Origin of the sequence: Streptomyces sp. GbtcB6 (assembly GCF_019091475.1) — a bacterium.
In the GTDB taxonomy this organism is placed as follows: Bacteria; Actinomycetota; Actinomycetes; order Streptomycetales; family Streptomycetaceae; genus Streptomyces; species Streptomyces hyaluromycini.
Genome location: NZ_JAGXJL010000059.1, coordinates 39082 through 52390 on the forward strand (window position 1 = coordinate 39082; position 13309 = coordinate 52390).

Genomic DNA, 13309 nt, shown 5'->3' on the forward strand with positions numbered 1-13309 from the left:
CCCCGCCGCGGAGTTGCGGCGGGGGGACCGTCTACGCCCTACGGGTCTCAGTGCACGGTGCCGGAAGCCCAGACGACGGTGCCGGACGAGGTCAGGACCGTCACGTTGCCGTCGGCCTGCAGGACCAGTTCGGCGCCGTTGTTCCCGGCGGTGCCCGCGGTCCACAGGGTCTGGTCGGCGGAGCCGTAGACGACGAAGTTGCCGTCGGCCTGGAACACCGCCCGGTTGCCCGCGCCCGAGGTGCCGGCGGACCAAAGGACCGTGCCGTTCGTGTCGGTGATCACCAGATTGCCGGCCGACGTCATGGCGAGCCGCACATGGTCCGTGGACACGGACTGCCCCGCGCCGAGCACGGTGGTGGCGTTGACCACCCGGGTCCCCCACTGGTGCGGGGCGGCGGCGACGCTCGGACGGGCACTGGCCTTGGGCTTCTCGGTGGCCTCCGGCGTCTCCGTGGCCTTCGGCTTCTCGACCGTGTGCTTCTCGGCCGTGTGCTTCTCGACTGTCGGCTTCTCGACTGTCGGCTTCTGAGCGGCCGTTGTCCGGTGGACCGGCTGCTTCTCGGTGGTCGCACGCGGAGTGACGGACCGTTCGGTGGCCGCCGACGGCCGGTCGGTGGCCGTCCGCGACCGGTGGGCCGGTGCGGCGTCGGTCCGCGGCGTGGCAGCGGAGTCCGCGCTCGCCGAGTCCTCCGCCGCTCGGGAGACGTGCCGCGGCCGGCTCGTGACCTGATCGTCCGTCCCCGGGGTCTGGTCGTCCGACTCCTCCAGGAGCGCATCCGCCCACGGCACGGGCGGTGTTCGGCTCTCGCTGGGTGACGTGCGGGGTGCGGCGTGCTGGTGCGCGGCGGCCTTCGGGGTGGCGTCCCCGCTCGGCGCCGCGTGCGGCGTCCGGCTGCCGCTCGGGGAGGGTGTCGGCGTCGGTGTGCCGCCCGCGCCGAGGTCGTCGTCCGTCGCCGTACCGCTCTGGGCCGGGTTCCGCGTGCCCTGCTGCTGGGTGGCGTACGGGACCGGGCTGCTGCCGCCGTCGCTGGAGAGGTCGCCGCTGCCGGACGTGGCCACCGGCGCCACGCGGTCGAGCCCTTCCACGTCGGTGGTCTGCTTCTCGCCCTTGTGCGCCAGCGGCACGGAGACCAGGACCGCGCCCGCCACCGCGGCCGCGGCGACCAGCGGCCAGGGGCCGGACTTCGGCCGGGCGCCGCGCGTGACCGGACCCGGCTGGTCGCCGCCGGGGTCGGGGCGGAAGCCGCGCGCCGTCGCGCCCGTGCGGCGCAGGCGGGTGACGACGTCCGGGCGGGTCTCGGCGGGCGCCGGTACGACGGGGGCCGTCGGCTCCTCGGCGACGGCGGTGACCGCCGCCCGTGCCGCGACGCCGGCCGCGACGGCCTGGGCGTGCGCGAGCGCGGCCGAGGCGGCCGTGCCGTCCGGGTCGCCGTCGTGCATGGGCATGGCGGCGGCGCGGCGTATCCGCCTGGCCCTCGGCGGATCGCCGAGAGCCGTGCGATCCGTGCCGGGCGGCCGGGCGCCCGGCTGGTGCGTGGGGGTCATCCGTTCTCCTCGTGGTCTTCTGGTGGTGGCCAGCGCCCGGACTTCACCCCGGTGAACTGGACATCTCTCCGTGCGCGCCGGGCTGTTGCGCCGGCGGGGGCGGGGGCGTCGCGGCCGGTGGTGTGAAGGTGACGGTGACGGCGGGGGGCCTCGGCACGGGCTCGGCGACGAGCCGCAACGCCCCGCCCGCGGCCCCTCCCGGAGCGGCCTTCTGCTCCGGCTCCGGCTCGTGCTCCTGCTTCGGCTCGTGGTGCTGTGCGGTGCCGGATCCGGTCCCGGGCCCCGGCTGCTGCCCCGCTGCGGGGGACACCGCCGGTTCGGGCCGTACGTGCTCGGGCCGTACGTTCTCGGGCCGTACGTTCTCGGCGGGCTCCTCGGCCGGCTCCGCCTGGAGCGCGAAGTCCGGCCGCACCACCGGCCCGGGTGCCACGGCGGGCTCCGCGGCGGCGGACGTCCCTGCCGCGCCCTGCCAGCCGCGCGGTGCCACGGCCAGACCGTGGACGACGGCCAGCCGGCGTACCGCGCGCAGGTCGTCGTCCGAGCCGTCGCCCTGCAGCTGGACGAGGGTGCGCTCGCGCACGTCGTCCTGGAGGGCGGTGAAGAGGCGGTCGAGGGGTTCCCAGACCGAGTCGTCGAGTGGCTCGCCCGGCACGCCGACGTCCACCGTCATGAGTTCGGGCAGAACGGGGCGGGCGGCGATGTCCTCCGGTACCGCGAGGCCGTTCGGCCCGATCCAGAGCCCCGCTCTGGTGACCACGACCTCCCACTTGCGGTCGAGCATCATCGCTCCGGGTTCGAGTCCCGGGCGCAGTCCGCTGACGGGCGGCCGCCAGGTGCCCAGGCGCGGCGCGGGCGCGGCACCGCCGTCCGAGGGCACACAGGTGACGGTCTCCACGTAGGGCCGCCAGGAGGGCTCGCCGGTCTCGTCGGTGAGCACCACGCGCGGTGTGCCGGCCCGGCCGCGGTCGTCGGCGCGTTCCGGGTCGTCCAGCAGCAACGGCAGTCCGCTGAGCACCTGGACGGGGATGCCGAGCAGGTCCGCGACGTGTCGGCCGACCGGGAGCAGATCGGCGCCGCCGCCGGGGACGAGCCGTACGGTGCCGCGCACCTGGGCGGGGAGCGCGGCGATCACCTCGGCGAGGGCGTCGGCGGGCACGGTCGCGGTCCGGGAGGAGCCGACGACGAGCAGCGGACCGGCCGCGTCGGGCGGCACCGCGTACCGCAGCGCGGAGGCGCCCTCCGGCGGGGTTCCGGTGGGCAGGACGAGCAGGCCCGCGGGGATCTGCTCCACCACGCAGCCGCCGGCGACCGCCGGGGCGGTGCGCTCCACCGCGGCCTGCCACTGCGGTTCCGGGAGCCGGGTGCCGACGCGGCGGGGCACCAGCCCGGAGGAGAAGTTCCACCAGCCGCCCGGGGTGTCGGGCAGATCGGGTGCGAAGAGAGTGCCGCCGGGGGCCACGACGACGAGGCCGCGGGGCGCGAGGACCTCGAACGGCCCCGCCTCGCTGAACGCGCGTGCGGCGGCGGGCCGGTCGGGGCGGTCGGCGGCGGCGCCGGACATCACCAGCCGGAGCTCGCGCGCCCCGGCCGCGTGGGCCTCGGCGAGCGCCGGGGCCAGCCGGGCGCGGAGCGTCTCGGGCGCCTCGAAGCCGGCGCCCACCAGTACGGTCACGTGGTCCGTGGGGCGCCCCTGCCGCAACTCGGCGGCCACGCCCACGAGATGGTCGGGCGACTGGCCCGCCGCGTGCACGGCGAGGACGCCGTCAGCGCCGGTGACCTCCAGGGCCGCCTCGTCGCCGTGCCGGTCCCCACGGCGCCTGCCCGAACCCCGCCGGGCGGACCGCCCGCTCATCGTCGGCTCCGGGTTACAGGAGCCGCCCATGTCACCGTCACCCTTCGAACGGTAATCGAGCGAACCCGCGTCCCACCGGCCGGCCACACGGCGTCCGCCGAGCCCGAACACCGCCCGGACCAGCGGCTTTCCGCTTCGCGAGGCGCACCCGACCGGCGCCGCGCGCTTCCCAAGTCGAGCCGAACAGGCAGGTTCGCGGGTATGAACGGACGCGACGCGCGCGCTCCTCGCCGTAGCATGCGGGCCCCGCTGCCCAGGCCCCGGGCCGTAGTCGCCGGGTCCGTCGGCGTACCGCCCGGCGGGCGGGTTCCCTCGGCTCGGTCCGCGCACCGGCGGGGGTCGCCGGCGACCGCCCGGGCAGCGGTCATCGGCCGGCCCGGCGGGACTCCCGCGGCCGGCGCCGCAGGCCCAGGGGCCCGGTGGTCAGGCGTTCGGCGAGGGTGGGCTCGTGGAGGGTCCAGTCGGCCGGGGGAAGGGAGGCCAGGGCATCGCGAAGGTCTTCCTCGGTGATCTCGGGTCCGCGGTCGCCGACGGCCCGCCGTACCTGGCCCAGCAGCACCACCCGGTCGGGCATGCCGGGGTGGGGCTGTGCGATCGGGGCCAGTACCGCCGCGATGCGGTGCGCGATCTCGGCACCCACCTCGTGGTCGGGTCGCTGCCGCCAATCCTCGCCGAGGGCTTCGCGGACTGCGCCCACCAGCGCGTCGTCGGGCATCGCCGCGCTGCTCCACCGCAGGTCCCGCAGCAGCACGCTGTGTACGACGTGCACCAGCAGGTCCGGCAGTTCGGCCGCTTCTCGGCCGGTGTCGGACGCGGAACTCTGCGCGGTCTGTGCCGCGGAGCGCGAGAGGCCGGCACCGGAGCCGCCGGCTTTCGTCTTGCCCTTCGCACCTTCCGGCATGCCGGTCCCGCCGGAGCCGGAGGTTTCCCGCCGGCCGGTCTCCGCCGGTGTCCTGACGCCGGCTTCGAGAGCCGTGTGGAGGGCACGCAGCCGGTCGAGCAGCTCCCGCCGTCCCTCCCCCGGCTGCCTCTCCTCGGCCGCCGTGAGCAGCCGCAGAGCACGCCGCTGACGCGCCAGTACGGTCTCGGCGTCGTTCCCGATCAGGACCCGCGCCGCACCCTCGTCCCGGCGGAGCGCCGCCATCGCCTCCCCGAGCGCCCCGCCGCGCTCCCCGCCGCGCTCCCCGGCGAACTCCCCGGCGAGCACCTCCACGAGCGCGTCGAACCGCTCCGTGAGCTCCGGCTGCGACGCACCACCCTCGGTGTCCGCCGCCGCCTCCGCGAGAACGTCGACGGCATCCCGGCCGGCCTCGGCCGACGGGTCCCGCCCCGCCTCCCGCGCAGTGGAGGAGGAACCGGCCGACGCCGCATCCGGCGCTCCGCCGGGCATACCGGGCTGCCACGGACCCTGGCCCCCCTGCGCGGGTGCCCGCAGAGTCATCCAGTAGGAGTACTCCGAAAGCCATTCGAACGGCGGCTGCCCCGGGGTCCACTCGACCATGTCCAGGACGTCCTGCGGGAGTTGCACCCGCGCCCAGCCACCTCTCTCCCAGGAGTCGAGCGTTGCCACGCGGACCTGACTCCTCAGGTCGTTGCGGGAGGCGAGGAACTGGAAGACGCTCCGCCACAGCAGGTCCCGGTCGGGGTGCCGCGACTTGCGGATGGCCTCGTCCAGCTGGGTGACGTGCAGGCTGCCGTTCCTGTTGTACAGACCCCGGACCGCGGAATGGACGAGGTTCTTCACGAGGGCCAGGGTGCGGTCCCGCGGCCACTGCTCGACGGCGTGCTCCACCGGCACCGCCGCCCGCCAGGTGTTCTCGAAATGCATCGTGATGTGTCTGACGGACGGGGGCAGGGCCTGGGCATAGCCGAGATCGACGAACAGCTTGGTGAAGTTGGTCGGCCCCGTCCGGAACATGACGGAATGCCGGTGCAGGTTCATGTCGATCCGGTTGGCGTTGATGGCCGGGAGGAAAGGCTCGTACAACTGCCCCTGGGTCAGGGAGTAGTTGTGCGCCTGCATGTCCTCGATCATCGTCAGGATCGGGTGGCCGGCCGGTGCGAGCACCACTCCGTTCGCGAAGTCGGGGCGCTGCGTCTGCGCGTCGAGCGAGGCGTAGATCGCGTAGGTGTCCTGGCGGACTCCCCGGCCGATCTCGTGCAGGTCCGCCAGGCTGTCGATCACATGGTCACCGTCGCTGTACAGGCCGCCGAACTCCTTGACGACCGCCACCCGCAGCAGGTCGCTCGCGGCGGCCCAGCCCGGCCCGGACTGCTTCGCCAGCTCGGTGCGGAACGCGTCGTTGAGCCGCATCGGACGGCTCGCGTTGAACACCTCGTCGACGTTCACCAGCCGGACGCCGGAGTTGTGCGCCCACTGGACGAAGTCCGCGACCCTGGCGGCCCGGGTACCGGGTGAACCCCGGTACCCCGCCAGGGCGTTCCCGATCTCCGCGCGCGAGACGTCGGTCCACAGCACGAAGGTCGCCTCGTCGCGGAACCTCACCGCATCGTTGCCGTACCGCTCCCAGAACCGCGGGGCGTCGGCCGTGTTGAGCGGACCGCCCAGCCAGACGGCGTGCACCAGCCGGGGCATCTCCATGGTGGTGAACGGCAGTTGCTCAAGACGCCGGACCGAGGGGCCGAAGTGCCACTGCCGGCCGTCCAGCCGACGGGAGTGGCTGAACCGTCCCGATGGCACGCCCCAGCCGCGCGGGTCCATGCCCTGGGCGGATGTCCGCGCGACCATGTCCACGCGCCGCAGGAACTCCACCCTCTGGTCGGCGGGCAGCCCCGAGTAGTCGTACGGGATGTTCTGCTGGTCCCTCAGGAGGGCCGGAACGCCGGGCGCTCGCCGCAGCCCGAACAGGTCGGGGCCCAGGGCGCCGTGCTGCTGGAACGGCCCCACCGCGGGCATGACCGCCGTCCGGTGCAGATCGGCGACGACTTCCCCGGCCGTGCGGTACCCGGTGCCCGCGCCGCCGTGGCTCTGGGAGGGACCGGCCATCGCCCCGGGAGTCCCCCCGCGCGTCGCCGACCGCTGGCCCGAGGCGACGTACGGTGTGGACGTCCCGGTCCGCCGCTCGTCGTTGCGCCGTGAGGCGGGCGAGCCTCCCGGCACCCCGGACTCCGTGCCGCGGGCGGCGATGGTGCGGGCGATCCGTTCGGCGATGTGCCGCACGGGCTGGTGCGGCAGCTGGGCGGGCGGGTAGGTGTCGCGGTGCCTGAGCACGGTGGCGAGGTCGACGGGCCCGTCCGGCCACTCCAGCCTCCGCAGCTCGGCGTTGGTGTCGTCGAGGAGCTGCCGGTCCGGGTCGAGGGTGCGGGCCCCGGAAGCCGGTACGGAGTTCGCGCGTCGCGTGCCGAGAAGGTCCCCCGCCTCCCGTGACAGCCTGCGGGCGGCGCCTTCCGGATCGGCCGCGTCCCGGTCCTGGTACAGCCGGCGGGCGAGCACCGACCGGATGTTCTCGTGGACGGCGAGCCGCGCGGCGTCCCCCTCCGTCATCTCCGCGTGCCGGACCGGAGGCGCCTCGTGCTCGTCCGCCATCAGGGCGGCGGCCCTGGCCTCCCAGCGCCCCGCCACTTCGGGCCGCTGCTTGCCGAGGAACCTGCCGGCCGAGGCGGCCGCCCGGTCGAACTCCTCACGGGAGCCGAAGGCCTGCTCGGCGAACAGGTGGTCCAGCTGCGCCACGAGTGGGGCTGCCGGTCCGCCGTCCGTGACCGGCAGCATGCCGGTCAGGCCGTCAGGTACGTGGACGCGCAGTTCCCGCCCGCCGGCGCCCCGCATGACGACGTCGACGTCGAAGGCGTAGTAGGCGTACGGCCGGCCGGCGGCACGGTTGTGCTCCCGCGTCTCCGAGATGCCGCCGTCGATCCCGCTGCCCCGTTCCACGCCGGCTTCGTAGATCACGCGCCCCAGCCGGGCGACATCGCCGCCCCCGCTGCCGCCGCCTTCGGGGATGACGCCCGCGTACCGGCCCGTGGCCCGGTCGACGCCCACGTGCTCGCTGGTGTCGCCCGGCTGGTAGCGCCGTGCCTTGAAGGGCACGGCGCGGTCGTCGGGGTGCAGTCGGCGTGCGGCGGTCGGCTCGAAGCCGACGGTGACCTTCCGGCCCGCGACGTCGACCTGGTAGGTGTGGGCGAGGAGATGCGAGATCCGGGCCCGGAGGGCGGACCGGGCGGTCTCGTTGTGGTAGAGGAGTCCGTGCCGGGTGAGGAGGCCGACCGCCGGCACGTCACGCGTGCGGACGTCCGCCAGGTCGGGGAGTTTCCGGCTCGGTGTGCCGACCACCTTGGCCCACTCGCGCACCGCCCGGGCGGCCGGCACGTCCCACGGGTGGAGTTCCGCCAGCAGGTCCGCGACCTGCCGTGGGGTGGGCCCGGGGCGGGCCGTCGTCCCGTCGCGGCCGCTCCAGCGCGGGGTGCCGATCTCCGGACGGGCCAGCGGTGCCGCACCGGCGCCTTCGGCCGCCGGCTCGGTCCCGTCGAGGTCGACGGTGAGATGGGACGGGACCAGCAGCCGTACCTCACCGTCGATCGGGGTGCCGTCGCTGCGGTGCTCCCAGCTCCACGGCTGGTGGCGGTACCAGGCGTTCTCCACCAGGTGCCGGGCGCCGAGCGGGCGCGCCAGCAGCCCGGCGGCACCCACCAGGGTCCGTCCGACGGAGCTCAGGATCTCCGGCATCTGTGTGGTGACGCCCATCCGCACCCGGAACCCGAGCCGGTGGGTGAACTCCTCCGAGGAGTCCCGGGTGTCCGCCCGGTAGATGTCGACGTCCTTCTTCACGGCGGTGACCGTGCGGATGTCCCGGTCGACGACCCCGGCGGTGAAGCCCAGGCCGCCGTGGGCCTGCTGGTTGTTCTCCAGGACCCGCTCGCCCCCGCGCGCCTCGGCCTCCACGCCGAAGCCGTGGGCGGTGCCCCGGCCCCGGACGTTCGTCTCGTCGGTGACGGACTCGCCGCGCAGGGTGAGCCTGACGCCGTCGCGGTGGCGGTGCGCGTGAGCGGGCGCCAGGTCCGTCACCTCGACGTTCACCCACAGGTAGTGACCGGTACCGGCGAGGCCGGAGAGCGCCGAGGACTCCGAGGCCTTGACGGGGAACCACCGCTGCACACCGCCGTCGGTGAGCGCGGCCCACTGCGTGCCGAGCGACTCGGAGCGGAACGCCGCCTGGAGGGAGCGCCACAGCTCGGTCCCCCGGTCGGCCGCGCCGGCCCGCAGGACGCCCCGGTCGCCGAGGTGCCGCACGATGTACGGCAGGACGGAGTGCGCGTCGAGCAGCTCCGGATGGGACGCGGCGGGCAGGAGCCGGCCGCCGAGATAGCCTCGCGTGATCCCGCCGGTGCGGCCGGTCCCGGCGACGGTTCCCTCGGCCAGGGGGTGCGGTGCGGGAGCCGGTTCGGGGGCTTCCGCGGGCAGGATGTCCTCGATCCTGCGTGTCGGGGCCAGCAGATCCATCCCGTCCGTGACCCGCAGATAGCGCGTCAGCGTCTGCGGATCCCGCCGCGACTTCCACCGGGTCACCGTCACCTCGTACACGGCGTCCGCCCGGAAGGCGGCCGAGTCGGCGTAGGTCGCCCGGGTGACCTCGATCGCGCCCCTGTCCTGCTCGCGGGCCCTGTTGTACAGCTGCCAGCCGAACTCCGCGTGCGCGGAGGCGACGAACCGTCCGCCGGGGCGGCGGGCCGCGAGGGCCTCCCTCCCGTGCTCGTCGGCGAGTTCCGCGTCGTTGCCGAGGTCCGAGCCGAACCGGATCTGCGGCCCCAGCCCCGCCTGGACGCTCAGCGCCACTCCCAGGCTGCGCCGCTCGGAGTGGCGGGAGGACGCCTGGGCGTACTGCTCGATCTCGGTGGGACCGTCGCCGGCCGGCTGCGGGGCCCGGCGGGGCCGGTGGCCGCGCAGCCGCAGCCGCAGCGTCGAGTGCCAGCCGTTCAGGTCCGGCAACCGCACGACCCGGCCCGTCGGTTCGACGAGCTGGCCGAAGTACGCCACCAGGTCGCCGGGCCGGGTCGCCGTCGACAGGGCCTCCGGCAGCAGCTGTTCCCGGCCGGGGCGACTGCGCGGCAGCCCGTGCAGCCGGGAGAACAGGTCGGCGGCCACGGCGTCGAGGGAGGGACTGTGCAGGAACGCCGGGTACAGGCCGGCGGCTCCGCGGCCGAAGTCGAAGTGGGCCTCCTTCTCGTCCGGCCAGGCCCGGGAGAACGCGACGTTCCCGGCGTCCAGGAGTTCCCGGTGCCCGGGATGCGTCCGTGGGACGTGCTCCTGCGGTATCACGACCTGCGCCAGCAGTCCCGGCTCGTCGATCCACCAGCGCACGGCTTCCCGCGGCCGGTTCTCGGGGACGAGGGACAACTCGTAGACGACGTCGTAGCGGTGCTCGTCGACACTGTTGACGTTCTCCATGCGCCGGTAGCCCTTGGCGACGTCCGTGAAACCCTCGGTACGGCCCGTGTCGGCGTGCAGCCGGAACCGCAGGCCGCCGAGCTGCAGCCGCACCGCGGAGCTGGCCTTGAACCGTACGGCCGCGCCCAGCCCGCCGGAGACGCTGCGGGTGGTGTCCACGTGTACGGCCAGCGTCTCGCCGACGGCCGCCCGGTTGTTGACGGTCATCGGATAGGACACCGTGCCCCGGTGGTCGAGCAGATGGGCCCGGACGGACAGCCTCAGCCGGTGGTCCCCGGCGCGGATCGTGTGCCCCACTCCGGCGAGCAGGTTGTGCAGCTCGCCCTCCAGCGCCGGCTGGCCGAAGTACGACGACAGCTGGCGGTCGACCAGGGCCCAGGGGACGTTGCGGTCCCGTCCGGCCACGTCGCGCACCGCCGACCGGAAGTGTTCCTCGACCAGCGCGGCACCGGGCAGGGCGGCGGCGACGGCGTAGCCGATGCCGCGGCGCCGCGCCAGCGCCGGCGGTTCGGCGGCGGGCAGGGTCCTGGCCCGCCGTACCTGTTCCTCGGGCGGGGTGTCCAGGCGTGCGGGACGGACGTCGGTGCGCCGGGGGGTGATCCCCGCCTCCCGGAGCAGCGCCCGCACATACGGCTGCGCGGCGACCGGGCCGCGTGCCACGACCGGTCCCGCCTCCCGTACGGCGGGGCTGCGCACGTCACCGAGGACGTGCTCCTCGAACTCCCGGGCGCCCGCGCCGTCCCGCCACGGCACGCTGATGTCCGCGTCGGTGACCGCGTCGACCGTGCTCAGCCCTGGGTGGGTACGGCTCGTCCACTCCAGGGCGACCCGCACCCGCGCCCGGTACCGCGCCTGCATGGTGTCCGTGTTGAGGATGGCGTGGGCGAGGGGCTGCGAGGTGAGCGTATGACCCCACTTCCGGCCCGTACCGAGGCCGAGGCCCGCCAACGGCGCGAAGGCGCGGACCCGTTCGGACAGGCTCGGCACGTTCAGTCCGCTGACGTTGGCGAGCACGCTGTAGGTGACGGCGCTCTTGCCGCCGTACCCGTCGAGCCGGGCGAGGCCGACTCCGAGGTCCTGGCGGGTCCTGGACGGGGCGAAACCGATCAGCTGGAGCCCGGCGATGTCGGTACGGAGCCGGAAATGGCCGTCGAAGCCTCCCAGGCCGGGCAGGTTGAGGCCCTTCACGATGGGGTTGCTCGGGTCACCGCTGGTGAGCGACCAGCGGCTGCGGTTGAGCAGGGTGGACTCGTTCAGCAGCTTGCCGGCCTCGTGGACCACCTCGGCGGTGACCCGCGGGTTCAGGTCCTGGGCGCGCAGCGCCTGTTGCAGCGCGGCGAGGACGGGGCCGGTGTCGAGGGCGTTGACCACCTCGCCGGCCGGCCTCGGCCGTGCGGCGCGGCCGGCTTCCTGGACGTTCGCCGGCGCGGTCGTGTCCGCCGGAGTCGCGATGGGCTCCCCGGTCGGGGCGACCACGGGTTCGTCCGGCTGTGAGTAGGCGTCCGGGAACTCCACGGTCATGGCCCGGGGCAGGGAGTACCGGCCCTCCGGGTTGCGCCGCTCCCCGTCGACGAAGATCTGGACCCGGAGGTCCGCGTCGAACGTGTTGACGTCCGCCACGAATATCTTGCGCCCGCTGACGACGTCCTGCTTGACCTTGGTGTTCGTGATCCGTTCGGCCTGCCCGGTGATCATCGGCGTACCCACGAACGCCGACGCCACCGCCGTCTTGAGGTTCAGGGCGGTGAACAGCAGGGCGTCCGCGGCGCGGGTGGTCGCCCGGGTCTCGGTGTTCTGGACGGAGGTGGCGGCGTAGCGCACCTCGTAGTCACGGACCCCGTCGGCCGCCGCCGGCGCCTCGGACGGTGTGAAGCCGTGCAGCACCGGCCGCAGCCAGACCACTCGCCCGTCCAGCGGCACCGTCCGTCCGGCGGCCAGCAGGGAGTGCCACGCGGCGGGCCCCCGCACGGCGAGCAGTTCGGCGATGTGCGGTTCGACGGCCCGCGCCAGGTCCCGGTCGGCGAGTTCCGCCGCGAACGCGCGGGCATGGCCGTCCGCCTCGTCGCGTGACCAGCCGGCGGCTTCCCGGAGGGTGTGCACACCGAGCATGCCGTGGGCGGTGTACCAGGGGGGCCGGACGGTCTGCCCGGTGGCGTCGCCGTCCGCGGTCTGCGCACCGGCGGGCTCGTCGCGAGAGCTGGTGGCGGCCGGTGCCGTCACGCCGGTCTCGAAAGCCGCGTGGAGGGCGTGCAGCCGGTCGAGCAGCTCCCGGTGACGCGCCTCCCCGGGCTCCCGCTCCTCGGCCGCCGTGAGCAGCCGCAGAGCACGCCGCTGACGCGCCAGCACCGTCTCGGTGTCGTTCCCGATCAGGACCCGCGCCGCACCCCCGTCCCGGCGGAGCGCCGCCACCGCCTCCCGGATCGCACGGCCACGCTCCGCGGCCAGCACCTCCACCAGCGCGTCGAACCGCTCCGCGAGACCGCCCTCCGGGAGCACGTCGACGGGCTCCGGACCTGCCGTGACCGACGGCTCCCGCACACCGGAGGAGGGACCGGCCGCCGCCGTGTCCCACCCCGCGTCCGCACCTCGGTCAGCGGCGGGCGCGCCGCCGGCCAGACCTGGCTGCCAGCCCTGAGCCTGGGCCTGGGCCGGTGCGGGTGCTGTCAGCCGCGCCTGGTACACGTACTCCGACAGCCACTGTTCCGGCGGCGCCTGCTGGTACTGGATCATGGCCACGACGTCCGGGGGCAGCTCGACCGTCTCCCAGCGGCCGGTGCTGTCGTTCCAGGAGGTGGGGGTCACCGTCCTGACCCGGCCCGCCAGGTCGTTCCGGGAGCGCAGGAACTGGAAGACGCTCCGCCACAGCAGGTCCCGGTCGGGGTGCCCCGATTTCCGGATCGCCTTGTCCAGTTGGGTGAGGTGCAGGTCGCCGTCGCGGTTGTGCAGGCCCCGGACCGCGGTGTGGACGAGATTCCTGGCAAGGGCGTGGGTGCGCTCCTTCGGCCAGTTCTCGGCGACGCTCACGGGGGGCACCGCCGCCCGCCAGCTGCCCTCGAAACTCATCGTGATGTGCTGGACGGAGGGAACCCGGACGGTGTTGACATAGCCGAGATCGACGAACAGGTCGGTGAAGGTGTTGGGCCCCGTCCGGAACATGACGGAATAGCGATGTGTGCTCATGTCGACCCGGCCGGCCTGGATGGCGTTGCTGAAGGGTTGGTACAGCTGCCGCTGGGTCTTTTCGTAGTTCCGCAGGTGTGTGTCCTCCAGCATCGTCAGAACCGGATGGCCGGCCGGCGCGAGCAGGACCCCGTTCGCGATGTTGTAGTTCTGGGTCTGCGGAACGAACTCGGAGTAGACCGCGTAGGTGTCCTGGCGGGCTCCCCGGCCGATCTCGTGCAGGTCCGCCAGGCTGTCGATCACATGGTCGCCGTCGCTGTACAGGCCGCCGAACTCCTTGACGACCGCCACCCGCAGCAGGTCGCTCGCGGCGGCCCAGCCCGGCCC

3 protein-coding genes are annotated in these 13309 nt (G+C 74.5%); all 3 read right to left on the reverse strand.

From position 1 onward, the window contains the following. Positions 1-47 precede the first annotated feature (47 nt). The 3 genes from KVT45_RS46970 to KVT45_RS46980 all read right to left on the reverse strand — a co-directional run bounded on the left by KVT45_RS46970 (position 48) and on the right by KVT45_RS46980 (position 13273). The gene (locus KVT45_RS46970; protein WP_217556633.1) at positions 48-1547 is read right to left on the reverse strand and encodes a hypothetical protein; all 1500 of its coding nucleotides are present in this window, start codon (positions 1545-1547) and stop codon (positions 48-50) included. A gap of 43 nt (positions 1548-1590) precedes the next feature. Continuing rightward, positions 1591-3429: a hypothetical protein gene (locus tag KVT45_RS46975; RefSeq protein ID WP_217556647.1), complete on the reverse strand. Its 1839-nt coding sequence runs from the start codon at positions 3427-3429 to the stop codon at positions 1591-1593. Positions 3430-3763: 334 nt separating this feature from the next. Continuing rightward, a complete protein-coding gene (locus KVT45_RS46980) occupies positions 3764-13273 on the reverse strand; it encodes a hypothetical protein (RefSeq protein WP_217556654.1) in 9510 nt (3169 codons plus the stop codon). Positions 13274-13309: the final 36 nt, after the last annotated feature.